Here is a 26,067-nt window from a genome sequence, read left to right on the forward strand (position 1 = left end):
ACCCCATTTTTCCATATCATACAGGGCTTTAAATTTCCTTGGTTATAAAGAATATCTTGATAATTATCCGAATGAAAAACGGCCAGGTCAGCTAAATGTCCTACTTCCAATTTACCGCGGTCTTCTAATTTTAAAGCGGCTGCGGCTCTAAAAGTGATTCCTGCCAAGACTTCGGCATTGGTCAATTTTTCAAAAGTTCCCAATATACTGGCTTGGGTCAATAAATCGCCCATAGGGGCAGAACCTGGGTTGTGGTCACTGGCTATGGCAAGTGCTGCACCGGCATCTAATAATTTTCTTGCGGGCGTAAAATTGCATCCAAGTCCTATTGAAGCACCTGGTAAGGCTACGGCTATGGTATTACTGTTTGCCAAAAGATCAATTTCGTTGTCCGTACTAGCTTCAAGATGATCCGCGCTAATGGCATTATAATCTACCGCTACTTTGCTTCCACTAGTTGAAAACTGGTCTGCATGTACGGTGATGTCAAAATTCAGGTCCTTCGCTTTCAAGAAATATGCTTTTATATCTTCCGAAGAAAAAGCGCTCTGTTCTATAAAAGCGTCAATTCTATTTGTTAGATTTTCTTTTTTAAGAACTGGGAATAACTCTTCGCTGATCATTTTTAAGTACGCTGTTTCGGCTCCCTCAAAATCTTTGGGTAACATATGCGCGGCAAGACATGTAGTTATTAATTCAGGCAATGCCACTTTATCGGCTTCTTTAATAGCGCGGAGCATTTTCAATTCTTCATCTACTGTTAATCCGTAGCCACTTTTAACTTCTAGCGTTGTGGTACCGTTTTTTAAATGACGATTGGCTCTTTTTATGGTGTTTTTGGTCAATTCTTCCATACTTGCTTTTCTGGTTTGGGTAACGGTATCCCAAATACCACCACCTGCATTTGCGATTTCTAAGTATGATTTTCCGGCATTTCGCATGGCATAATCTTTAGCGCGTGATCCGCCAAAGCAAATGTGGGTATGAGCATCTATAAAACCGGGTAAGCAAACATGATTTCCTTTTAGTTGATGAATAGCTATTTCTGGGAATTTCAATTTTAAATCTTCAAAATTGCCTATTGCCAAAATCTGTTCATTTTCTATTACCATACCGCCATCATCAATGACGTTTAGTTCATTGTCTAAAATGGCGCCTTTTAGTTTTAGCCCCGCCATGGGAATAATCTGTTTAAACGGACCTATGAGTGTTCTCTGTGTCATGCAACTAGTAATTTTCGAACTCTTCTGAGTGTTTTGTTTTTAAAGATATGTTATGTTCTGCTTGTATGCGGTCTATAACGTTTAGTATTGTCCGATCCTTGATCATTGCAATACCTTTTTCAATATCATCTGCAAATACACGGTCTTTACTGGCAAAGGCAACACGCTCACGAACGGCATTATGAACCTCTTCTAAATAAATACCCGATTTCAATGGTTTTCTAAATTCAAAAGCTTGGGCGGCTGTCAATAACTCAATAGCCAATATTTTTTCAACATTACCAATTACCTGCAATGCTTTTCTACCGCCAATGGAGCCCATGCTAACATGGTCTTCTTGACCAAGTGAAGTAGGAATACTATCCGCGCTCGACGGAAAACATAGTCCTTTGTTTTCACTTGCCAAAGCCGCAGTGGTGTATTGTAAGATCATATATCCGGAATTGATACCTGTATCGTTCATGAGCAATTTGGGTACACCGGGACTATTACCTTCCAGTGCAAGATAAATTCGACGGTCTGAAATATTACCAATTTCCGATGCGGCCAAACATGCATAATCCAATGCCATTGCTAGAGGCTGACCATGAAAATTACCACCGCTTATGGTCAATTCTTCATTGATAATTACAGGGTTGTCCGTAACCGAATTTAATTCTACTTCCAATAATTCTTTTAGATGTAACCATGCTGTTCTTGAGGCACCGTGAACTTGTGGTATACAGCGAATGGAGTAGGGGTCTTGTACTTTTTCGCAATCTACATGGGCTTCCATAATTTCTGAACCCTTCAGTAATTTGTTAACCCTTTTTGCAACATGGACATTTCCTTTAAATGGGCGTAACGCATGTAGTTCATTGTAAAATGGTTTTACTGACCCTTGTAGACCTTCTATCATCATAGCGCCAATAACATCTGCCTGAGCTAATATAGCATGTAATTGTACTACCACTTTTACGGCATGTGCCGCTATAAATTGAGTACCGTTTATAAGTGCCAACCCTTCTTTTGGTCCTAAGGTAATAGATGCTAACCCTGTTTTTTTGAAAAGTGATGCTGTTGAAATTATTTCACCTTGGTATTGCACTTTACCTAAACCAATTAATGGTAAAAATAAATGGGATAACGGAGCTAGATCCCCAGAAGCACCAACAGATCCTTGGGAGGGGACCACAGGTGTGGCATCATTTTCAATGTGCCAGATTATACGGTTTAAGGTTTCTATTGCTATTCCCGAATATCCCTTGGCCAGTGACTGGGCTTTAAGGATCAGCATTAGTTTAGCGATGTCATTGTCTACGGGTTCACCAACACCAACGCTATGACTTTGAAGTATGTTGGTCTGTAGAATATTGGTTTCGGACTTTGATATTTTGGTCGTACAGAGCGGACCAAAGCCAGTATTTATGCCGTATACTGGATGACCTTTATCTACAATGTTTTGAACTATTTTCCAGCTATCGGCTATTTTTTGTTCTGTAGTTCTGGAAAGTGTTACCGCATATTCATTGTTTACGATCTGCATGGCTTTGCCCGCCGTAAGCCAATCTTCTCCTAATTTAAAGGTCTGTTTACCCATAGCTTTTGCTTTTCAAGAATTTTATTAAAATTAATACCTATTTTTAATACTTGGTAATATCAATTTTATCATCAATTCATAACTATGAGTAATCAAATAGAATTGCGGCACCTAACGTATTTCTTAGCGGTAGCCCAAGAATTACACTTTAGAAAGGCCGCGGAAAAATTATTTATTTCCCAACCCGGTCTCAGCAGGCAAATAAAGCAAATGGAAGAAATTCTTGAAACCCAATTGTTTGAAAGAAACAAGAAAAAAGTGGGTTTAACACCTGCGGGGCACTATTTAAAAAAAGAGGTTGAATACATATTCAGCCACATGGAAAAAGTAGAGCGTCAATTGAAATTGGTAGGAGATGGTGATAGTGGCGAGTTACGGATAGGTTTTTTGGGATCTGCTATGCAACAGGTAATTCCAAAAATGCTTTTACGGATAAAAGATAATTATCCAAAAGTAAAAACATCTTTAGAAGAGCTTTCTAATTTTGCCCAGGTAGATGCGGTTTTAAAGGATAAGTTAGATATGGGTTTTGTCCGTGTAAGTAGGGTGCCCAGTACATTGGAAATGAAAACGGTATTTACCGATACTTTTTCTCTGGTATTGCCAGAAAGATATCCTATGTTGACCAGGGAGTTTGATGGTATGGAACGATTTGCGAATGAAGATTTTATATTATTTAGTCAGGCTTATAGTCCGTTGTATTATGATACTATTATCAGTATCTGTAAAGATGCGGGATTTGCTCCAAAAATTTCTCATAAATCTGTTCACGCGCATACCATATTTAAATTGGTAGAGAATGAAATGGGCATAGCTATTGTACCCACATCTTTACAAAATGGTTTTCAAATGCGGGTAAAGTTTATTGAGTTGAAGGAGATACCCCAAAGAGCTAATTTGTCCGTCATTTGGAAAAAGGAACATACCAACCCTGTTCTTAAGAATTGTATGGAGTTGCTATTGGAAGGATAGAGTGACACTATCGAGTAAACTTTAATACTTATCTAACAGTGAGTGGTCATTTGAAAAGTTAATTTTACTTTTTTGAGAAAAGAGAAAATAGAATAGAGAAAATAGAGCGTGATGCGCTTAACGTATTGCGTGCAGCGAACAAACGAACAACGAACATTATGATATTAGATACAATAAAGAAGAGACGATCGGTATTTCCGGTACAATATAATGGTACGCCTATTGAGAGAGCAGATATAGAGAAGGTGTTAGAAGCTGCGAACTGGGCGCCAAACCATAAATGTACAGAGCCTTGGCGATTTAAGGTGATTCAGGGGGAAGCAAAAGGTAGGCTAGGTAATTTCTTATCTAAAAAATATGAAGAGCTTGATCCTAAGCCAAAGGCAATGAAGATTAAGAAATTGCAAGAGAACCCTAAAATGGCGGGCGCAATTATTGCAATTTGCATGCAAAGAGATCCTAATGAATCGATTCCGGAATGGGAAGAGGTAGCTGCAGTAGCTATGGCAGTTCAGAATATGTGGTTGCAGTGTACAGATATGGGTATAGGATCGTACTGGTCTTCACCGGGACTCATAAAACACATGGGCGAGTTTTTAAGCTTAGCCAATGGTGAAAAATGTCTAGGATTTTTCTATATGGGTAATTTCGATGGCGAATTGACCGACGGTAAACGCGAACCTATTGCAACTAAAACCGAATGGATATCGGAGTAATTACTCCATTAGTTAAAGTAAGGAAATAGGGTGTTACTATGCTCCCAGGCTTTTGAAATGAAGAGTCCTAGATAGACAATAGCGACCATAAATTTCAAAAATGTCCCCGTTAAAAAACCTAGAAAAGAACCAAAAGCCGCTTTCGTAGCGGTTTTTTTATCCGCTTTATTTAATAACTCTCCTACCAAGGCACCTACAAAGGGCCAGATAATAATTCCGAAAGGTCCTAGAACTGGGAAAAATAAGGCAACCAATAAACCTATGGTAGTACCAATAACACCAGCTTTTGTACCTCCAAATTTTTTGGTGCCCATGGCTGGTATCACATAATCTAACCCAAAAACGATTAATGCAATCGCCAAGGTAATGCCCAAGAAGGTCCAGTTCATGGCTATAGCGCTAGTAGAGTAGAGTAAAAGTAGACCTACCCAACTAATTGGTGGTCCTGGTAGTACAGGTAAAAAACTGCCCAGAATGCCTACGAGCATTAAAACAAACCCAAGAACTAATAAAAAAATATCCATTGTAAATAATTAGTGTTGCCTATAAGACTAATATAGGGTGCATTTGTTACATGAACGGTAATCAAAATAAAATTTTTCAACTATAAAATTAGTTTAAACTAAATATTTAGTTATATTTGACCATAGAACTAAAAGATTAGTTGAATGAAACAATTGACGAAAGCAGAGGAGGAAGTAATGATCGTATTGTGGGACTTGCAGAAATGTAACGTAGCATCGATCATTGAAAAATTACCGGAACCAAAACCCGCTTACAATACCGTTTCAACCATTGTAAGAATACTGGAGAGCAAGGGTTTTGTTGATCATGAACAACTGGGCAAAGGCTATTTGTATTTTCCATTGGTGCAGAAATCAGATTACAGTAATCAGTCCATCAATAAATTGGTAGACGGTTATTTTCAAGGTTCTTTTAAAAGTATGGTGTCATTTTTTATGAAGAAGAACGATATGAGCCTGTCTGAATTGGAATCGGTACTAAATGAAATTAAAAAGGAAAAACCATGATACAGTATATTTTGGAGTGCATTGCCTTTCAACTTCTTTTCTTGGTTGTTTATGATTTTTACTTGAAGAAGGAAACCTTTTTTCAGTGGAACAGGTTATATCTGTTAGGAACGTTTGCATTGTCTTTAATTCTGCCTTGGGTAAAAATTGAAGCTTTTAAGCAACAGGTTCCACAAACATTTGCTCCATATCCTGAGTATTTATGGAAATTGCAAAATGAAGCTGTTGTAGCGCAGGTTCAAGAATCATCGGGCTGGAATATTACTTGGCAAGAAGATATTCTTTATGGCGGAATGTTAGTGGCTTTGTTCCTATTCTGGTTAAAAATTAGACAATTATACCTTTTAAGAAGGAGCGGAAAGAGGGTTGTTTTTCCATCATTTACCCAAATTATAATCGCAAATAGCAACATAGCTTTTTCATTCTTTACATCGATTTTTATTGGAGACAAGGTGTTGAAAATGAAACACGATACCATAATTGCCCATGAATTGGTACATATAAAACAAGGGCACACGTACGATTTGTTGTTCTTTGAGTTTATGCGAGTTATAGGCTGGTTTAATCCGCTGGTGTACGTATATCAAAATCGTATTTCAGAATTACATGAATTTATTGCCGATGCTCAAGTATCAAAAGAACATAAAACGGATCATTATGAGCAGTTGTTAGCTCAGGTTTTTCAGACCGAACATATATCATTCATCAATCAATTTTTTACAAAATCATTAATCAAAAAACGAATCGTCATGTTACAAAAATCAAAATCAAAAAAAGTTTGGCAGTTGAAGTATTTACTATTAGTGCCAATGGTGTTAGGAATGCTTCTATATACTAGTTGTGAAATGGAACCTAAATTAGATGATAAGGATACTATTGATAGTACTAGCTTAAAATCCAGTCAAAATTTTGCTTTCGCCGAAGTTGATGAAGTTCCAATCTTTCCTGGCTGTGAAGATGCAGACGATAAGCGCGCTTGTTTTAATGAGAAAATTCAAAAACACATCAGCAAGCATTTTAACTATCCTCAAGCTGCACAAGATGCCAATATTGAAGGTAGGGTAAATACGATGTTTATGATTTCTTCAGAAGGTACTATTGAAAATATTAAAATGCGTGGTACGGATAAGCTTCTGGAAAATGAGGTGGAACGCATAATAAAAAGGTTACCAAAGATGACCCCAGGGAAGCATCTCGGTAAAGCAGTTAATGTACCTTTTTCAATTCCTGTTGTTTTTAAATTGGATTACCTAAGTTCTTCTGAGTTTTCATTTTCAGAAGTTGATGAAGTTCCAATCTTTCCGGGTTGTGAAGATGCAGACGATAAGCGTGCTTGCTTTAATGAGAATATGCAGCAACATATTAGTAAGTATTTTAACTATCCGCAAGCAGCACAAGTTGCCAATATAGAGGGGCGAGTATATACTATGTTTGTGATTTCTTCAGAAGGTACTATTGAAAATATTAAAATGCGTGGTCCGGATAAGCTATTGGAAGATGAGGTGGAGCGAATCATTAAAAGGCTACCACAGATGACTCCGGGAAAGCAATCAGGGAAGGCCGTTAATGTACCTTATTCAATTCCTGTACAGTTTAAGTTGCAGTGAGTCTAAAGATAATATTTTATAGTAGGTTTTAATTGTTGAAATAACTCCTCAAAAAAATCGTAATTTCACCAGTAGAACAGGTGAAATGAAACGAGTTATCTATTTTCTTGTGTTAATTTTAATAAGTTCATGTTCGTTCTTTGAGTCTAAACAAAAAAGAACGCAAGAACTTATTGATGAAGAATTACGACATATAGATTGGAACAGTGTAGATTCATATCCGTTCTTTTACACTTGTGATGAAGCGGTTACTAAAGATCAGCAGAAAATTTGCTTTGAAGAAACCTTGATCTCCCATTTTCAAGAAACCTTAAATGATTTTGAATTTACTTTGACCGATAAGGAAAGTGAAACTGTTGAGGTTATTTTTGTTATTGATACCTTGGGTAAAATAAGAGTTGCCGATATTTATAAGAATGAATTAGTTTTAGATCAAATGCCAGAATTTGATGGTGTTATTACGCAAAGCTTAAAGAATCTTCCTAAACTTGCACCCGCTTTAAAAAGAGGAATTCCGGTAAATACCAAATACCGTATTCCCGTTCAACTAAATACAAATTAAGCATATTGGCGAACGAGAAAATTATATTGGGTATTGACCCTGGAACGACAATAATGGGTTTTGGACTCATTAGAGTAGTGGGCAAAAAGATGGAATTTATTCAAATGAACGAATTGCTTCTTCAGAAATATAGCGACCCTTACACGAAATTGAAACTCATTTTTGAACGTACTATAGAACTGATCGATACCTATCACCCAGATGAAATTGCAATTGAAGCTCCTTTCTTTGGCAAGAATGTACAGTCTATGTTAAAGCTTGGTAGAGCACAAGGTGTTGCTATGGCTGCAGGCTTATCACGTCAAATACCAATTACAGAATATTTGCCAAAAAAAATTAAAATGGCGGTTACCGGTAATGGTAACGCCAGTAAAGAACAAGTGGCAAGAATGTTACAAAGTGTATTAAAACTTAAAACACTCCCTAAAAACCTTGACAGCACTGACGGATTAGCTGCTGCCGTTTGTCATTTTTACAACCAAGGAAGAGTTGATGTGGTAGGTAAAAGCTACTCTGGTTGGGATGCATTCGTGAAGCAGAATGAGAAAAGAGTGAAAAAGTAGTTTCCAGTTAGCAGTGCCAGTGCCAGTATCAGTTAGCAGTGGCAGTAATATGTAAAAACAATGTATGCAATTTCAAGATTTATTGGCTTATAAGAAGTCTTTTGCGCTTGCCATGAAGATATTTCATGTTTCAAAAAAGTTTCCTAAAGAGGAGAAATATTCTTTGACTGACCAAATTAGACGTTCGTCTAGAAGTGTAAGCGCTAATATTGCAGAACATATCGAAAAAGAAGTTATCCTAAACATTTTGTAAGTAAGTTAATCGATAGTGACGCTGAGAATTCGGAAACACAAACATGGTTAGAGTTTGCATTAAAGTGTGAGTATATTGAACAAAAAGTGTTTAATGATTTAATAAGTGATAGTGAAGAAGTAGGTAGGCTTTTAAATTATATGATTAATAACCCAAGTAAATTTGGTTCAGAATAAGAACTGAAAACTGGCACTGCTAACTGATACTGATACTGAATACTGAAACTATGTCCGGAATCTACATCCACATCCCATTTTGCAAGCAGGCTTGCCATTATTGCGATTTTCATTTTTCTACTACAATGGGGAAGAAAGAAGCAATGGTGAAGGCATTGTGTAAAGAGCTGGCATTGCGCAAAGCCGAGTTTTCAGGTGAACAGGTAGCTACTATTTATTTTGGTGGTGGTACACCTACGGTTTTAGAGACGGAAGAGATTGAACAACTGATTGCGGCGGTTGGTAAACATTATGATGTTGTGGACCGTCCGGAAATTACCTTAGAGGCAAATCCTGATGATTTATCCGAAGAGAAAATACTACAACTGGCAGCTAGCCCAATTAATAGATTGAGTATTGGCATTCAATCTTTTTTTGAGGAGGATTTAAAGTTGATGAACCGTGCGCATAACGCTCTGGAAGCTGAAAAGTGTTTGCAATTGGCAAGCGCACATTTCGATAATATTTCAATTGACCTTATTTACGGAATGCCTAATATGACCTTAGATCGGTGGAAACAAAATATTGTTAAAGCACTAAGTTTCGGTATTCCTCATATTTCAAGTTATGCCTTAACGGTTGAGCCAAAAACGGCATTGGCTAAATTTGTTGAAGACGGATTGATTACGCCCGCTACCGACGAAGAAACTCAAGAGCATTTCAACGTATTGAATGAAACCTTATTGTCAGAAGGATTTGATTGCTACGAAATCTCCAACTTTGGGAAACCCGGTTATTACTCCCAAAACAATTCTGCTTACTGGCAACAGAAAAAGTACATAGGTGTTGGTCCGTCCGCACATTCTTTTGACGGTGTGCAACGTGGGTGGAATATCAATAACAACCCCAAATACATAAAATCCATAGCACAGAACATAGTACCCATGGAGGTTGAGGTACTTTCTTCGACCGATAAGTATAACGAGTATGTTATGACGGGCTTGCGTACTATATGGGGAGTTTCCTTATCTAGAATTTCAACCGAATTTGGACCTAAATACAAAGAGTACGTTCTACTACAAGCTGATAAATTTATAGAAGAACACTTGCTGTTCGTGGATGGTGACATCTTGAAAACCACTAAAAAAGGCATGTTTTTAGCCGATGGTATTGCGGCAGATCTGTTTATGGTGAATTTGAAATAGTATAAAACGTATTGTCAGTTCGAGTGATTTTTCATTGAAGAGAAACGGAAATGAAAAATTGTATCGAGAACAGGTTTGGAACATAAAGGTCTCTCGTTTTACCGAAATTTCTTTTTCGCAAGATTCGGTAATTTTTCATGTTCTCCAGTAATCAAGGCTTTCTTCTTCGCTTTAGACCATTTTTTTATTCGTTTTTCGGTCTCTATAGCCAAATTAGGATCAGTGAATTCACAATAATAAACAAGATTTACAGGTCTTCTCTTACTTGTGTAACTATCTTTATATTTTCCAGATTGATGAGATTCTAGCCTTTGAGTTAGGTTAGAAGTTATTCCGGTATAAAAGCTTCTGTCAGCACATTCTAATATATATACATAGTAAGTTAACACATTTTCAATATACGATTTAGATAGTAGCAAAAAAGTTCTCGATACAAATTTACTCGTGCCTCGAAATTCACTCGAAGTGACATTGGTGCTTGAAATAATCCGATTGTAAAGGTTGAAGTATAACGTACTGTCAGTTCGAGTGATTTTTTATTGGAGTAAAACGGAAATGAAAAATTGTATCGAGAACAGGTTTGGAACATGAAGGTCTCTCGTTTTACCAAAATTTCTTTTTCGAAAGATTCGGTAATTTTTCATGTCCTCCAGCAATCAAGGCTTTCTTTTTCGCTTTGGACCATTTTTTTATTCGTTTTTCCATCTCTATCGCCAAATTAGGATCAGTGAATTCACAATAATAAACAAGATTTACAGGTCTTCTCTTACTTGTGTAACTATCTTTATATTTTCCAGATTGATGAGATTCTAATCTTTGAGTTAGATTAGAAGTTATTCCGGTATAAAAGCTGTTGTCAGCACATTCTAATATATAAACATAGTAAGTAATCACATTTTCAATATACGATTTAGATAGTAACAAAAAAGTTCTCGATACAAATTTCCTCGTGCCTCGAAATTCACTCGAAGTGACATGAGTATTAGAAATAAACTGTTTGTAATGGTTGAAATAAAACGAACTGTCAGTTCGAGTGATTTTTTATTGGAGTAAAACGGGAAAATAAAATTGTATCGACAACGGATATTCGAACACGCTAGCTTCTCGATACAAATTTTCTTGTGCCTCGTAAATTTATTTGAAGTGACATTGGTGCTTGAAATAATCCGTTTGTAAAGGTAAAAGTAAAATGTACTGTCAGTTCGAGTGATTTTTTATTGGAGTAAAACGGAAATGAAAAATTGTATCGAGAACGGGTCCGGAACGCGAATACTTATCTGATCTATATGCTTTAATCATAACCGCACAAAAAGTCGTAAATTTCTTATCTCAAAACAACCTTGTAATTTGAGCATAATTAAAATGAAAACTACCATTACCCACAATGCTAACCAATATCAAATTGACCTGACTAAACCATTGGATATTTCTATTGCCATAACCAATAAAAAGGATAATGTCAACGCATGGTATATTGATGCTCCCAAAATAGAACCGTATCGGGATAAGGATTTTGTTGGTAGTATTCCTGCAGGTGCCAGTACTAACTTTTATGATATTTGGTTTAATCCGCATTCGCATGGTACGCATACTGAATGTGTAGGGCATATATCAAGAGAACATCAATCTGTAAACAAATATTTACAACAGTTTTTCTTTCTGGCTGAGGTCATTACTATTTCACCTTCAAAAGAAAACCAAGATTTGGTCATTACTAAAGAACAGTTACAAAAAGCCTTAGGTGGAACAACTCCTGGCGCATTGGTGATAAGAACTTTGCCCAATACAGCTATGAAATTAAACCGACAGTATTCCAATACCAATCCGCCATACATTTTAGAAGATGCCATGGTGTTTTTGAGAGAACATGGTGTTGAACATTTACTAATAGATTTACCTTCTGTAGATAAAGAAAAGGACAACGGTGCTCTTTTGGCACACAAGGCCTTTTGGAATCTTAATGGGGAAGTAAGATTAAACGCAACGATTACAGAATTTATTTATGTTCCGGAATCGATTGTTGACGGTTCATACTTTTTAAATCTACAGGTAGCACCTTTTGAAAATGATGCCAGCCCAAGCAGACCTGTGCTTTATAAAATTGAATGATTATGAAAAATCTACTGAAATTAGAGGAACTCTCCTTAATGGTTCTTGGTATTTTTATGTTTGGTCTATTAGGTTATCAATGGTGGTGGTTGCCGGTTTTGATACTTACTCCAGATGTTTCTATGTTAGGTTATTTATTGGGTGCTAAAATTGGGGCAATGTCCTATAACCTATTTCATCACAGGGGTTTTGCCGTGCTTTTGTATTTTGTGGGTATTTACTTTATGCTACCCATTGTTCAATTAATAGGTGCAATTCTTTTTATACATACGGCTATGGACCGTATCTTTGGTTACGGACTTAAATACGATAAAGGGTTTAAGTTTACGCATTTAGGCGAAATAGGAAATAAAAATGGATAATATTTTTGATACGATTCTAGGTCTGGTTCTAGGGGCCATTGGTATGTATTGGCTCTTTAATTTTTTTAAGGGCAAGAAAAGTAAAGAGATAACAACACACCAATCTACCGTGTTGTTAGAAAAAATGAAAAGCGTTTGCAAATTGATCTCTGTAGAAGGCGAATTTGCCGAAATCTACAAATATGAAAATGTAAAGGATTTCATGAGTTTGGTAAGCAGTAAAAAGAAAGCACTTGTTGTTATAAAAGCGAAGGCCCATATTGGTTATGATCTAAGTAAAATACTAATGCATGCAGATGAGGGTAAAAAAACAATTATTCTTGATAATTTTCCTCAACCAGAAGTATTGAGTATTGAACCAGAATTGGAGTTTTATGATATTAAAAGCGGATTTTTCAACTTTTTTGCTCCTGATGATCTTACAAAGTTGAACGCAGAAGCCAAGAGTCACATTAGAGAGAAAATACCGGAAAGCGGATTGATGGATACGGCCAGAAAAGAAGCCTTGCAAACCGTTTTGATCATGGAAAAAATTGTGGAAACTATTGGGTGGACACTTGATTATACGGCCCTAAAAATTCCACAAAAACAAATAGAACTATTAGAAGAAAAACAGTAATTAAAAATGAATTTTAAAATGAAAAACGTAATTTGTATCCTTGTACTAACACTAATGACCACTGTAACTTTTGGTCAAAATGATGATAAAATGACAGAATTTGATGCTAATTTTTCCCATACTGTATTTTTTTGGTTGAAAAATCCTGATAATCAAGCAGACAGAACCGCTTTTGAAACTTCTTTGCGTAAATTTTTAGATAACTCTGGTTATGCGAAGACAAAATTTATTGGCACTCCTCCAAAGGCTAGTAGAAATGTAGTAGATGGTTCTTTTACCTATTCATTGATCGTAAGTTTTGATTCTGCGGAATCTCAACAAGCCTATCAAGATGAGGCTCCTCATAAACTGTTTATAGAAGAGTCGGAAAAGCTATGGTCTAAGGTTATCGTTTACGATTCTACAGGAATCTAAGATCGATATTATGGTTTTTAGAAAGGCTACTAAAGTTGATGTTGAGACCATTGCAACGTTACATTCCGTAAGCTGGCAGCAAAATTATAGAGACTCCTTTAGTGATCATTTTTTAGATTATCAGGCATTCGATAATAGATTGATTGAATGGAAAAAGCGCTTTGAAAATCCGTCAGATGATCAATTTGTTGTTATAGCGGAGGAAGATGGCGAGTTTTTGGGATTTTTGTGTGCCTATTTCAATCATGATGCCCAATACGGTACCTTACTGGATAATTTGCATGTAGGCTTACATACTCAAGGAAAAGGTGTAGGTACAAAATTAATGGCCGCTTTAGCGGAAGAAATCCTAACGCGGAATAGTGAAAATGGTTTTTACCTATGGGTTTTAGATACCAACGCCGCTGCGATTTCCTATTATGAAAAAATAGATGGCGTTGCTATGGAAACTGTTGAGTCTAATGATATTGGAGATAAGACTTTTTTAAAGATCAGATATTATTGGCAAAATGCCTCAGCGTTTTTAGAAAATGTAAAAGCCAAAAAATCATAAAATGAATATTGAAGAATACCGGGAGTACTGCATCGCGAAAAAGGGTGTTACAGAATCCTTTCCTTTTGATGAGGTTACCCTGGTATTCAAAGTAATGGGCAAGATGTTCGCCTTATGTGGTTTGGATCATGTGCCTTTGCGTATTAACCTAAAATGTGATCCTGATAGGGCTATAGAACTTCGTGAAGAACATGATGGTATTATAGAAGGCTGGCACATGAGCAAAAAACATTGGAATACGGTCTACCTTGATAGCATCTCTAAAGACTTAACAAAAGAGCTTATTGACCATTCGTACAATTTGGTAGTTTCTAAACTGACCAAAAAGGTTAAGGCGGAGCTTGAAGTACTTTAATACTACTTTCCATTTATAGAAACCATTTTCTAAGGTTATCTTTACCTTTTTTATAGGTTTATTTGAATGAATAATTTACAAGAGTTTTATACCACTAAAGTAAACGGTTTTGAAAAACAGATCGAGGCACTGAATAAACAGTTATTTACGTTCAGTATACTTCGTTTACTAATATTTCTTGGGACCATTGTTGCCATATATTTCGCATCTGTAGATGCCAAATATGTCATTGGTGTATTGTGTGTGGGTATACCGTTGTTCTTGTATCTGGTAAGCAAATACACGAATCTTAAACAGCAAAAATCAAAATTAGAGGCATTAAAGGAAATTAATGCGGTAGAGTTACAGGTGTTGAATAGGGATTATTCTAACCTTCCCAACGGAAAGGAATATGCTGACGATATTCATTATTTCAGTCAAGATATTGATCTTTTTGGCGAAGGTTCATTTTATCAAATTTCAAACAGAACAAAACTTGCCGAGGGTAGCTTGTTGTTAGCAGATATCTATAAGGAAAATTCTATAAATGAGATAAAGGAAAAACAAGAAGCTATTGCCGAGATAGCGGAGAAAGTAGATTGGAGGCAAGAGTTTTCAGCCATGGCAGCATTGACGAAAACAGAAACTTCTACACATACTATCGCCTCTTGGTTAAAGAGCTATAAGCCCTTTGTACCAAAGGCGATGAAATTTATTCCTTCCGTATTTTCTATTATTTCAGTCACTATATTCATAGCGTACTTTTTGGATTATCTACCAGAATCAGTGTTGATAACATGGCTGGTTTTAGGAATGGTCATTGTTGGTTTGTTCACTAAAAAAGTGACCAATTTAGGTCAAAGTGCCTCAAAAATGAAGTCTACCTTTGATCAGTACAATCAGCTATTGGCTATGATTGAAGAGACTGAATTCACATCAAATTTATTAAAGCAACAGAAGGCGAATATTCTAAGTAATGGCGAACAGAATTCTAAGGTGTTAATGAAATTTGCTTCACTGTTGAGTAATCTAGATCGTAATAATAACTTACTGTACTTAATATTTGCAAATGGATTTTTCCTTCGTTCATTGACCGATTGTCTGGCAGTAGAAAAATGGATCGAAGAGCATGGTAAAAGTGTAGAAACCTGGTTCAATACCATCGCATTTTTTGATGCCTATAACAGTTTAGGCAATTTCGCTTTTAATCACCCCAAGTTCACCTACCCATCCATCACTAATGACCGAGTGGTTTTGAAATCTAAGAATGCAGGTCACCCGTTGTTAGATCCCAAGAAAAGTATACTGAATGATATTACTATAGCGGGCGGAGAGTTCTTTATTATTACTGGTGCTAATATGGCTGGTAAGAGTACGTTCTTGAGAACGGTATCCTTGCAGATTATGATGGCTAATGTTGGTTTGCCCGTATGTGCCCAAGAGGTCAGTTATTCCCCTATAAAATTAATAACGAGCATGCGTACTACAGACTCATTGACAGATGATGAGTCTTATTTCTTTTCTGAGTTAAAACGATTACGATATATAGTAGATGAAATACAAGTTGACCGTTACTTTATTGTACTGGATGAAATCTTAAAAGGAACCAATAGTACTGATAAGGCATTAGGATCACGAAAGTTTGTGGAACGCTTGGTTAAGAGTAAATCTACAGGGATTATAGCCACTCACGACCTTAGTCTATGTGAAGTCGCCAATGAATATAATGCGGTTAAAAACCATTATTTTGATGCTGAAATCATAGATAACGAATTGCATTTTGATTACACGTTCAAAGATGGTATTTGCCAGAATATGAACGCTTCTTTCCTGTTAAAAAAGATGGGTATTATTGAGTAATTTTTAAATACAAATACTAAAAACAAACACAAGCTCAAAATAGAATTAAATTAGTTGTTTGTATAATAATAGGAAGCGCATATATTTCAGATATTCTATTGTCAGTAACAACCAACAACAAAAAATGTTTGCGCTTGAATTTGAATTTGTATTTTGAGTTTGAACTTGAATTTTAATTCCCCCTTTGGGGACTAGTGGACTTATGGATTCATTAACGCAAATAGTACTAGGGGCAGCCGTTGGTGAAGCCGTACTTGGTAAAAAAGTGGGTAATAAGGCAATGTTGTATGGAGCTATTGCCGGTACCATTCCAGATTTAGATGTTATTACGCGTTATTTTCTTGATACGGTTACAGCAACGGAATGGCATAGGGGTTTTAGTCACTCCATATTCTTTTCTGTGCTTTTTGCTCCTGTGTTCGGGTGGTTGGTCTGGAAGATAAACAGGAAAGAATCTGCTATCTGGAGAGAATGGTCATGGTTAATGTTCTGGGGATTGTTCACTCACCCATTATTAGATGCTTTTACGACTTGGGGAACACAATTGTTCTGGCCCTTTAAAACGCGGTTGGCATTTCAAAGCATTTTTGTAATAGACCCGTTATACACTGTTCCTTTTATCATTTTTTTGATTATGGCAATATTCAAAAAAAGAACTTCCGTTAAACGTCAAAAATATGTTCACTTAGGGCTTGTTATTAGTACAGCATATTTGCTATTTACCCTTGTTTTAAAAGGAATCGCTTTTCAAAGATTTGAGGATGCCTTAATGGAACAAGGTATTGTTTACAGTGATATGAATACACGCCCGGCGCCATTGAATACGGTATTATGGATGGCGAATATAGATACTGAAGATGCGTATTTAATGGGGGATTATTCTTTTTTTGATACTAAGGATGTTTCATTTTCTGCATTCCCAAAGAATCATGAACTGTTGGGTAAATGGGCGGATAATGATAAGATAGTACGACTTATTAAAATTACAGATGGTTGGTATACGATTACCGAAAGAGAAGGGGACCTTTATTTCAATGATTTAAGATTTGGACTCATAAGTTTAGATGAAAACGAAACCCAATTTGCCTTCAGTTATAAACTGGTGCCCAATGGGGAAGATCTTATTGTAGAAGAAAGACCTAAATTTAAACGGGATGCAAAACGACTGATGACTGCCCTTTGGAAGCGTATGTGGGGAAATTAGGTGTTAAAAAGGATAGCCAATAGCAAAGTTTAAGGTCATGTTATTATCGGCATTTCCAAAGAAAGGTACGTTCCATCGCTCGTTTTTAGCTTCGTACGGAATTCTTAATGGAGACGCAACATCAAGGCGGATAACAAAATTTTGAACATCTAATCGTAAACCAAACCCTACTCCCGCAGCAACCTCGGTAAGCCAGTCTTTTTCAAATTTACCATCTGTAAAAAGTGTTTCGGAAAAACTGCTGTTCAGTTGGTCTTCTTCTAGTTCAGAGTAGTCACCGGTCAGCCACACATTACCTGCATCAACAAAAAAAGCGCCTTTTAAATAGGAAAAAAGTGGAAAACGATATTCTACATTAGCTTCTAGCTTAAGGTTACCGGATTGGTCAAAATAATCGGTAGTGGCATTTTCTGTTTCCGCATTAAAATTACCGGGTCCTAAAGAACGGATGTTAAACGCTCTAACGCTATATGGACCGCCGGAATAAAACTGTTTAACAAAGGGTAATGTTGAACTATTGCCGTATGGAACGCCCCAACCTGCATAAATACGGGATACCAAAGTGCGCTCCTTTTTCCAACGTAGGTACAGTCTTAAATCTGCATCGGCTTTTGCATATTGGGCGTATGTAGAGCCAAAAATAGTTTCTGAACCACCGCTAATAAGATTTAGCATATTACCGGCAATATCAAAGTTGGTTGAAAAGTAAATAGGAGCCTCTTTGCTAAGCTTGGATACTTCGTCATAGGTAAAGCTATAGAGCAGTCCTGCTATAAAACGCTGCTCAAAACTTTGACTCAAATATTCATTGTCGTCTAAAATTGCCTGAAACTCATCGGTTACATTTGATAGCCTTGAGTAGTTTATACTGATGGGGTCTAGGGTGTGGTATACATATTGGTTTTCTTGCCATGTATAGCCAAAAGATGCATTTACAGAACTTAAGGTAAACAATTGGCTACGCTGTAAAAAATCGTAACCTAAAGATATTTTTGTTTTAGGTACGGCATACTGAAACCTACTGGGTGAAAACGGTATGGACCTGGGTATTACTAGGTCGGCACTTATACCACCTGCTATACTGCTTAAACTGGAATTACTGCCGCTTGATAATTGCGATTCATAACTAAAATTGGCAGAAACACTAAAGGTTTCACCACCGTTGAACACATTTCTGTTGGTATGGCTTAGAAGAATACCGGGACCGGTGAATCCGTTAGATTTTGATACAGCCTGTATTTCTGCCCTAATGGAGCGTTTGGTCAATGGTGCTAAATAAATGCTTGCTGCCAATGAACCGCCATTACCATCGGTAGCCGTAGTATCCAGTTCCGTGTATTGTATGTTTACATATTTGTAACTGCCCAATGCAGATAACCTATTGCTTGTTTGTTTGGAAACATCGGCATTGTATAGGTCACCCTCATTGAATAATAGATAGGATTCTAAAAGCTTTGGTTTAAAGTATAGCTCATTCTGTACAAAATCAATACTGTCTATTTGGGTTACATTTTCTTTAGTTAAGGGCAGTGTGTCACCTTCAATGGTGTAATTGGGGTAAACGGTAATGGAATCAATAGTGTACGGAATTGATGCCCGCGCTGGAACATCTTTTTTTAGTCTAAGAAAAAGGTCAAATTTTCTGTTTTTATATTGATTGGTATCTGCCTCAAAAATGAGTAGATTTTCTTGACTGTTGTAAAACCCTTTTTGTTTTAATCCATTGTTTAATCTTGCTCTTTCGGCCTTCAGTAAATCTAAATCAAATCTATCTCCCTTTGCCAAAGAGGTTTCCGGGAGCATTTTTTCTATTTCTTTATAAATGGGCAATGAGTCAGATTCAAGATGATAGTTTTCCAAAACATAGGGCTGCGGCATACTGGCCGTATAATTGACCGAAGCGAATTTGTCGTTGTTGACTACTTCAGAAGATGATTTGCTATAGAAGAATCCATTGTTGTCCAAGCGGTTTAAAATCAATTCTTCTACCCGGTCTGTATTTACTTCAGAAAAATATACCGGTTCTTCCCCAAAAGATTTATTCAGAAATTTATATAGAAACCCTGGTTTTTCTCGCTGCGCCTTGTAATGAAAAAATAGGGCAGGCTTCATGCCTAAAAATGTGGTATTCGGGTTAGGTTCAATAAGGTTTAATAATTCGGCCTTTACCTCTTTACTGTCATGTATCTCACCTTCGGAAAGTAACTCAAGCTCGGCACCGGTGTACAGTTGCTCTCCTTCAGGAATATATTTTTCAATGCCGCATGAATATATCAGCAAAAATGCCAAACAAATTAAAGTTCTATATGTGCAATTGTTCGTTTTCAATGTACCGTTATTCTTCTTTTTTGTTCGTGTCTTTTTTAGACGGTTTATTCTCTTTTTTCAGCGGACTGAACAATTGACTGAATTTGTTGAACTCGCGATTAAAGATAAAAGCTAAACCCGTTACTATAAGTTGACCGTCAATAATATTTTGATACTCTTGTTTTCTAAACCCCTTTAGTCTGTACGTGCCTTCTTCACTCAATAGGTACTCCAAGGTTACGTTACCGATCAATGGTGTTTCACTTTCGCTGGAATATGCACTTCCTTCAACATCTACTGCGCTGCCTGCGGTAACGATCAACCGATCGTTAAATAGTCTTTTGCTGGCATTGATATTCAATTGGGTACGACTTTGGGCGCTTCCGCTTTCGTAATCCTCAAAACTGTCCAAGTCAAAACCGAGCTCAAAACCTGTATTGCCCAATAATTTATTGGAAATGGAAGTAAGTTCGTTAGAAAGAACTTTGTTTACGTTGTTTCGGGCTATAGTTACAGCGCCACCACTACTACCATCACTTCCTGTGGTAGGATAAAAACGGTTAAGTGCCAAGAGCGAGAAGACCTGTTTGTTCAATTCGGATTCTTGCTCGTTCAATTGTTGAATACGACTGTACACGGCACCACCAAAGTTACCCTGCGCATTTTCTGGCATGTCCAGGGCAAAGGAGAGTTCTGGTTGCATAAGCTGCCCATCTATGTTTAAATATACCAAGAATGGTGTAGACTGTGCATAGGAGTCAGAAACACTGCTGTCCGTTCCGTAACTAATGGAAGACATTAATGAAGAAGCAGATGTCTCTATTTCATAAATAGCGGTTACGTCCATTTTGGCATCGAATGGGTCACCGCTCCATACAATACTGCTACCTTTTTGTAATTGAAATTCGCGGCTTACCAAGTTGTATAAACTGGTTCTGTAAAAGCCCGAATTCAATTCTAGTCTGCCCGATAGTCTTATGTCTTGATTTGGATCTATGTTCAAATTCAATGTAGCGTTACCGGATGCCTGCAACTTGTCTTGGGTTTTTTCATCAAGTACAATGGTGAATTTAGCCTCGTTCCCTATTTCTAGAACCGTATTGATATCCATGCCGGCAAAGAAAGAATTCGTAGTTTCTTCATCTGATCTTGTAAGTATGGCATCAGGGTTTTCCCTGTTTACAAAAATGACAACACCGTCTCGCTCCTGAATGTCCAATTGGTCTTGAGGTACAACATAAGTTAGATCGGTAATATCGCGAATGCGTAACCTGCCATCTATAACGGGTAGTTCTAAATCTCCCTGTACTTTTACATCTGCTTTTATACTTGCAATTCCATAGACCAATTCATCATCTCCTTTTTTGGAATCTAACACTCTAAATTGATCTGTTTTCACCGTTAGGTCAAAACTTGGGTTGACAAAACTCTCTGTGTAAACCGTACCATCTATAGTCAATGTACCTTGATTAATGTCCTCTATGGCAAAGGAATTAAAGCTTACTTCGTCTTGATCAATATCTATGAATTGATCATCTATGGTAAACGTAGACTTATAGGCCGCCAAAGCTAAGCTAAATTCATTAAAGTTTATTCTGCCCGAGTATTTTGGTTCTGCCAGGGTACCCTTTACCAATAAGCTTCCGTCTAGATAACCCTTTGCATTCGTCAATTGTTCGTTAGAGAATCCTTCTATTATACTGGCTTCCAGCTTTTGAATATCCAGTTCCATATTCAGGTAGGCGGTATTTTGTTTTGCGGTATAATCTCCGGTCAAATTAAGCTTTGCACCACCGTCTTTTAGGGCGAGGTCAAAGTCATATTCTGATAACGATTTGGAAGTTGCATCTAGGGTAAGGGTGCCTAACGGATTTTGAAGTACCTGAAAATCTTTGATATCTAAATTGGCAACAAGCCCAGACGCGGTGTAGGGATTAATAATTACAAAATCGCCTTCTACCTTACCTTTTGCCAAGGCTTCATCAGGATTGAAAAAACTGAGAAATGTCTGTAACTGAAAATTCTCGAACAGGATTCCAATATGTTCCGTATCCATCTTTGGAAATGTATTGGATATCTCCATCTTTTGAGAATTTCGAGTAAAGATTACTTTTTCAAAATCTGAAAATGATTCACTGATCACTATAGAATTATCCTCTGGAATTTCCCATTGCTTTTTATTAAGGATTAAATCTTCTGGATCAATATGGAGTTTTAAAGTATCTTTTTGGAATACTAGACCAGATGCTATGTGCATGACCTGTACCGTGTCATTTTTTGAATTGAAATCAAGTAATAATTCTTTATTCTTTAAGCTACCTTCTAAATAGGTTTGTTTAAGATGAATGGGTTCGTAAATTAAATCTGCAAGGCCTGCAGAAAATTTCAGGTCTACAGAATCTCCTTTTACATAGGCATTTAAACTATCTACAGAACTACCGGCATACGATATGTGCGGTACTTTCACTTGAGCGGAAATTTTTCTCTTTTTAGAATTAAAACTGGCATCTATATTCAAGGAATCTAAATCTTCTACTCCGTTAAAAAATACTTTAGACAATACCGGTGTTGGTATTATGGCAATCGCCAGTTTTGCTTCAATAGTATCTTCGACCTCATAGACGGTGTCGTCTGTTGAGAAATAGTGTTCCAATTGTTTTTTTAATGCGTTGGTAATACGACTAGGCGATGCATTGGATGCCAACTGACCGTTCAAGAAATTACTTTGTACGGAAACGTCGGTTATGGTATCTTCAACATGTGCCTTTAGAATGATGGTTGACACTTGATATTGCTCGTTATCCGCTACGGCAATACCATCATCAATAACGGTGTTAATCGTAAAATTGGATGGCGTGCCGGTATAATCACCATTTATATTAGTGGCAACTTTAATGTTTTCCTTTGTAAGTCCAAGCTCTTTTAAATCTGCCCCAATAATATTTGAAGTAAATTGAATATCATTGTCATTGGATGTAAGAAGCAAAGTTGCACCTGCATCCATATTCAAATTGGGGTCGTTGATATTTGCGGATATGTTACCCTTGCCATTATTTAGAATACCGTCAATATCAATCGCCTTATAACTGTAACCGCCGTATTGAAATTGCGAAATGTTACCGGTTATGTTGGCATCTAAATTGCTTGTTTCGTTACCAGAGCCATTAGCATTTATTTGCAATGAAATTTCACCTAACTGATCGTTCTGTAACAGTTGCCCTAGTTGAAGACTGTCTATAGAAACGGTACCATCAAATTTCATGATTTCCCCAAAGTCAACAAGGGCATTTATACTTGCATTCCCTTCTGGAATTTTTAGGGCCATGTTTGGTTTTACCCAGCTAGTTCCACCAGATAAGCTGCCTTCGGCTACAATGGTTTTAGGTATAGAAATTCCTAATTCCTTGGAGGATATTAATTTGTCTATAGCGGTTTTATTGCTTTTAAAGCTAAGATTGTTCAAATTATAAAAAAGTGAATCTGTTTGGGTAAGATTTTCAATACTGCCTTTTGCCACAAGATGTGTGTCTGTTCCCCATTGTATTTCTGTACTGAGGTCATCAACTTTTCTTAGGTTTCCTCTTGCCTTTAAATGACCGGTAAAAGGATGTTTTGATAAGGAATCTAGATATTGATTTTGGGCAAGCTCCGGTTGAATTTTTAAGAGGTCGCCAAGCTCTAAATTTAGATCGGCAATGTTTGCGGTTAGGGTACTTTTTTCAGGATTTTCCAATGCATCTTTCAACGAATTGAACTGTACATTAATATCTGCATTTGCAGAACTATTGTTTATTTGAAAAACGACATCTGACAGTGATGCCTTTGTATTGTTTAAGCCAGCTTTAAAGGCCAATTGATTTAAATGTATACCGCTAGGTTCTGAGAAGGAGAATTTAGAAACATCTAAATTGAACTGCTCTGGGCGATATTCTAAATTTTTGGAAAGTAGTTGTAACTGCTCAATTTTAAATGCATTGGTGTTGAAGCTTTCCGTGCTTTGCTGGTTGCCATTTATGGAATAACTGAATGTGTTCTGGGCAAGGTCTATATCGTTAGCTGCAATGATGAATTCCGGCCATTCAAATTCAGCTGTATTGGTGGTAGTTATTTCAGTATCTTCACTCCTTAGTTTTATATCTATTTGTGAATCATGAAGAACAAGGTCATCTGTCTCATATCTATTTTTGGATACATCTGCCAGTATTTCTGTAAGTTCAATGGTACCAAGTTTTAACTGGGTCTGTAAACCGCCTGGCTGACTGTTGTAGGTAATATCTACGTTATTTACATTAAAATCTTCCACTTTAATACGTGGTAGAACTGTACTTGTGGTGTCTTCGGTTATTGGGAATTCATGAGATTGAACGTACTGGAGTTGAGTATTGCTCAACTTAAAATCATCCAAAGAGAATTTCATGGAATTCAAGTCGAATTCCGATACGTCAATATCTAATTGACCAAGTATAAGGTTGATATCTGTTCCAAGATAGGCATCGGAATAATTCAATTTCCAATCAGTGATATCTAAGCTGCCAACATTTAAATTCATGGGGTCACTACTAGTAGCAGTCGTATCTGTCGTAGTAGTCAGTGCATCTATTAAGAACGTAAAGTTGAAAACATCTGGGTTGTTCTCCCTATTTATTTTGGCAACAACACCTTTAGATATAACATCATCAATTGAAATTTCATTTTTAAAAATGGCAGGGTATATTGGAATGTCCGCTTGTAACGATTTTGAATAGAATAAGGTATCTCCCTTAACATCTTCTAGATAAACACCTTCTATTTGTATATCACCAGAAAAGGTAATGTACAATTTACCAACTTCTACTTTAGTATGTGTTTTGCTAGATATATAGCTGGTAACCTTAGATACAATGGCATTTTGTGCCCAAGGTGTCCGTACTATCAGGACCAAAACAAAAAATAGCAAAATTAGCCCAAGGAGAATTTTTCCAATGCGCTTTAGATATTTTTTGAATTTCAGATTTTCGTTGGCCATAAGGAAAACAATATAATATTGAATACAGTCATTCAATCTTTAAACTAGAACATGTTACGATTCCAGCTGTGCCATAAAACCTGTAGCAATTATAATTAGTAGGACTATGATGATCATAAGGTTGTAAAACCTTCTTTTCTTCTTCTTGGTTTCTTTAAGTGATGCCATTACTGGACAAAGTTAAGTTTACCAGTATATAAAATTAGCTTATTTACTAATAAGATTATCCATAAAACATATGGGATGAATTTATCTTGGCTAATGATTGATGAAATTAAGTAAAATAAAATTAGTTCATCTACACTTTAGGTCCATTGGTCTACACTTTGTTTTACTCTGGCAATTATCAACGATTTAAGCTGCATTGATGAGGTACCTTTGGAGTGTAATTATTGACTAACTCAAAAAATTACTAGTACTCAAACAAATGAAAAAACTAATTCACACAAAAAAGTGCTTCGGTTATTTTGAAACTGTCACCGAGGAAGAAATTTTTGAAATTTGTTCCTATAATGTTACGGGTTCAGAATTAATTTTAGAGGCTGCAGTCGTGTGAAAAAGTTGTTCAGGTAGTTCCCCCAAATCAATGAAGGCCAATAGAGATATTGGTCTTTTCCTATTTTAATCCTTTGGTTTGAACATTATGGAAACTATCTGCCTGTAAGCGTAGTAATTCTTCCGCTTTTTTCTTTTTGTATCCGTATAGCTCTTCTTCGCCCTTTAAATCTTCATAAATTTTTTGATTGATTTCACCATCTGTAGCAACTATTAGTTTACGTTGTGCCAACTTTTGGGCAACCCATGAAGCTAATACACTTTCTTCTTCTTCCAATTTAATGTCGTACTCACCTTTTGGAGCCATTAATTTTGCAATTATGGGCGAAGTTTCAATAGCTAAGAACAGTAGAAATATAAAAAATGATGGCATCCATGGCAATTCATCTAGAGCCGTAATTCTTGCCATTAATCCGTCGAAACCATCAATAACAGGTTGTGAGTTTTTCACCACGTCTGCATATTCAGTATTCAATGCCGTTATTTGGGCTTCTAAATCTGTAATTTTTTCTGCATTAGTGGTCTTTAATGCCTGTAGTTCAGCAAGTGCGGCATCATGTTTTTCCCGCTTCTCCGCATATACAGGTCCTTTGCCCAATAGCTTTGTACCGGCCGTGCCTTCTGCTTCATTGATATAAATATCATAAAGGGCATTGGTTTCTTTTTCTTTTTCGGTTATTTCAGATTTTAAGTTGGTGATGTCGTTATTTAACTGTGTTATCTCGGGTGTGAACTGTAGGGCAAGTTGATCTTTATTGGCAAGGGTAAGGTCATTCTTTTGCTCTAATAAAACTTGATTGATCTCTTTTTCAAAAATCTTCATTTCCAAAGGTTTTGAAATTACGATAGCAATGATAACGGCAAGAACTATTCGTGGTA

23 protein-coding genes and 1 pseudogene are annotated in these 26,067 nt (G+C 36.6%); 16 read left to right on the forward strand and 8 right to left on the reverse strand.

Annotated elements, in window-relative coordinates:
* Window positions 1-1,223: imidazolonepropionase (gene hutI / locus QZ657_RS02370; RefSeq protein WP_291964727.1), on the reverse strand; the 1,223-nt coding region annotated here is incomplete at its 3' end.
* Window positions 1,224-1,227: 4 nt separating this feature from the next.
* Complete coding sequence (hutH, locus tag QZ657_RS02375) at window positions 1,228-2,802, reverse strand: histidine ammonia-lyase (RefSeq protein ID WP_291964729.1); 1,575 nt, start codon at window positions 2,800-2,802, stop codon at window positions 1,228-1,230.
* Between the two features lie 84 nt (window positions 2,803-2,886).
* Between hutH and QZ657_RS02380 the strand changes: the two genes are divergently transcribed.
* Together QZ657_RS02380 and QZ657_RS02385 are read left to right on the forward strand one after the other, a co-directional pair.
* Complete coding sequence (locus QZ657_RS02380; RefSeq protein ID WP_291964731.1) at window positions 2,887-3,774, forward strand: LysR family transcriptional regulator; 888 nt, start codon at window positions 2,887-2,889, stop codon at window positions 3,772-3,774.
* 158 nt (window positions 3,775-3,932) lie between these two features.
* Window positions 3,933-4,490 carry a nitroreductase gene (locus QZ657_RS02385; protein WP_291964733.1) on the forward strand — a complete coding sequence of 186 codons (558 nt, stop codon included), beginning with the start codon at window positions 3,933-3,935 and terminating at the stop codon, window positions 4,488-4,490.
* A gap of 8 nt (window positions 4,491-4,498) precedes the next feature.
* Here QZ657_RS02385 and QZ657_RS02390 read toward each other — a convergent pair whose 3' ends face one another.
* Complete coding sequence (locus QZ657_RS02390) at window positions 4,499-5,014, reverse strand: DUF456 domain-containing protein (RefSeq protein ID WP_291961311.1); 516 nt, start codon at window positions 5,012-5,014, stop codon at window positions 4,499-4,501.
* A 144-nt stretch (window positions 5,015-5,158) separates the two neighbouring features.
* Between QZ657_RS02390 and QZ657_RS02395 the strand changes: the two genes are divergently transcribed.
* From QZ657_RS02395 to hemW, 6 genes and pseudogenes are all read left to right on the forward strand, one after another.
* Window positions 5,159-5,521: a BlaI/MecI/CopY family transcriptional regulator gene (locus QZ657_RS02395; RefSeq protein WP_291964735.1), complete on the forward strand. Its 363-nt coding sequence runs from the start codon at window positions 5,159-5,161 to the stop codon at window positions 5,519-5,521.
* Complete coding sequence (locus tag QZ657_RS02400) at window positions 5,518-7,128, forward strand: M56 family metallopeptidase (RefSeq protein ID WP_291964736.1); 1,611 nt, start codon at window positions 5,518-5,520, stop codon at window positions 7,126-7,128. Before QZ657_RS02395 ends, QZ657_RS02400 begins: the two co-directional genes overlap by 4 nt.
* Window positions 7,129-7,213: 85 nt before the next feature.
* Window positions 7,214-7,690, forward strand: coding sequence for a hypothetical protein (locus tag QZ657_RS02405; protein ID WP_291964738.1), 477 nt, complete (start codon window positions 7,214-7,216; stop codon window positions 7,688-7,690).
* A gap of 5 nt (window positions 7,691-7,695) precedes the next feature.
* On the forward strand, window positions 7,696-8,253 hold the full coding sequence (gene ruvC, locus QZ657_RS02410; protein ID WP_276471483.1) for a crossover junction endodeoxyribonuclease RuvC: 558 nt from the start codon (window positions 7,696-7,698) through the stop codon (window positions 8,251-8,253).
* A gap of 64 nt (window positions 8,254-8,317) precedes the next feature.
* Window positions 8,318-8,682: pseudogene (locus QZ657_RS02415) on the forward strand (four helix bundle protein).
* Between the two features lie 50 nt (window positions 8,683-8,732).
* Complete coding sequence (gene hemW / locus QZ657_RS02420) at window positions 8,733-9,866, forward strand: radical SAM family heme chaperone HemW (protein ID WP_291964740.1); 1,134 nt, start codon at window positions 8,733-8,735, stop codon at window positions 9,864-9,866.
* Window positions 9,867-9,964: 98 nt separating this feature from the next.
* Here the strand turns inward: hemW and QZ657_RS02425 are convergent, their stop codons facing one another.
* Window positions 9,965-10,255, reverse strand: coding sequence for a GIY-YIG nuclease family protein (locus tag QZ657_RS02425; protein ID WP_291964742.1), 291 nt, complete (start codon window positions 10,253-10,255; stop codon window positions 9,965-9,967).
* Between the two features lie 214 nt (window positions 10,256-10,469).
* Window positions 10,470-10,760 (reverse strand): GIY-YIG nuclease family protein, encoded by a 291-nt coding sequence (locus tag QZ657_RS02430; RefSeq protein WP_291964744.1) that lies wholly within the window; start codon window positions 10,758-10,760, stop codon window positions 10,470-10,472.
* Window positions 10,761-11,228: 468 nt separating this feature from the next.
* Here QZ657_RS02430 and QZ657_RS02435 point away from each other — a divergent pair, with 468 nt between their 5' ends.
* The 8 genes from QZ657_RS02435 to QZ657_RS02470 all read left to right on the forward strand — a co-directional run bounded on the left by QZ657_RS02435 (window position 11,229) and on the right by QZ657_RS02470 (window position 17,321).
* Window positions 11,229-11,975: a cyclase family protein gene (locus QZ657_RS02435; protein WP_291964746.1), complete on the forward strand. Its 747-nt coding sequence runs from the start codon at window positions 11,229-11,231 to the stop codon at window positions 11,973-11,975.
* 2 nt (window positions 11,976-11,977) lie between these two features.
* Window positions 11,978-12,337 (forward strand): DUF4260 domain-containing protein, encoded by a 360-nt coding sequence (locus QZ657_RS02440; protein ID WP_291964748.1) that lies wholly within the window; start codon window positions 11,978-11,980, stop codon window positions 12,335-12,337.
* Window positions 12,330-12,956, forward strand: coding sequence for a DUF4230 domain-containing protein (locus QZ657_RS02445; RefSeq protein ID WP_058104019.1), 627 nt, complete (start codon window positions 12,330-12,332; stop codon window positions 12,954-12,956). The genes QZ657_RS02440 and QZ657_RS02445 overlap by 8 nt, the downstream gene beginning before the upstream one ends.
* 18 nt (window positions 12,957-12,974) lie before the next feature.
* Entirely contained in the window at window positions 12,975-13,370 is a 396-nt protein-coding gene (locus QZ657_RS02450; RefSeq protein WP_291964751.1) for a Dabb family protein, read from the forward strand.
* A 10-nt stretch (window positions 13,371-13,380) separates the two neighbouring features.
* A complete protein-coding gene (locus QZ657_RS02455) occupies window positions 13,381-13,923 on the forward strand; it encodes a GNAT family N-acetyltransferase (protein ID WP_291964753.1) in 543 nt (180 codons plus the stop codon).
* A 1-nt stretch (window position 13,924) separates the two neighbouring features.
* Window positions 13,925-14,278 (forward strand): MmcQ/YjbR family DNA-binding protein, encoded by a 354-nt coding sequence (locus QZ657_RS02460; protein WP_291964755.1) that lies wholly within the window; start codon window positions 13,925-13,927, stop codon window positions 14,276-14,278.
* 66 nt (window positions 14,279-14,344) lie between these two features.
* Entirely contained in the window at window positions 14,345-16,117 is a 1,773-nt protein-coding gene (locus QZ657_RS02465; protein WP_291964757.1) for a MutS-related protein, read from the forward strand.
* A 202-nt stretch (window positions 16,118-16,319) separates the two neighbouring features.
* Entirely contained in the window at window positions 16,320-17,321 is a 1,002-nt protein-coding gene (locus QZ657_RS02470) for a metal-dependent hydrolase (protein WP_291962624.1), read from the forward strand.
* A gap of 3 nt (window positions 17,322-17,324) precedes the next feature.
* Here QZ657_RS02470 and QZ657_RS02475 read toward each other — a convergent pair whose 3' ends face one another.
* From QZ657_RS02475 to QZ657_RS02485, 3 genes are all read right to left on the reverse strand, one after another.
* Window positions 17,325-19,610, reverse strand: coding sequence for a BamA/TamA family outer membrane protein (locus tag QZ657_RS02475; protein ID WP_291964759.1), 2,286 nt, complete (start codon window positions 19,608-19,610; stop codon window positions 17,325-17,327).
* Between the two features lie 46 nt (window positions 19,611-19,656).
* On the reverse strand, window positions 19,657-24,633 hold the full coding sequence (locus QZ657_RS02480) for a translocation/assembly module TamB domain-containing protein (RefSeq protein ID WP_291964762.1): 4,977 nt from the start codon (window positions 24,631-24,633) through the stop codon (window positions 19,657-19,659).
* A 616-nt stretch (window positions 24,634-25,249) separates the two neighbouring features.
* A partial coding sequence (locus QZ657_RS02485; RefSeq protein WP_291964764.1) for a DUF4407 domain-containing protein occupies window positions 25,250-26,067 on the reverse strand: 818 nt, incomplete at its 5' end.

This window comes from Maribacter sp., from assembly GCA_020629415.1.
In the GTDB taxonomy this organism is placed as follows: domain Bacteria; phylum Bacteroidota; class Bacteroidia; order Flavobacteriales; family Flavobacteriaceae; genus Maribacter; species Maribacter huludaoensis.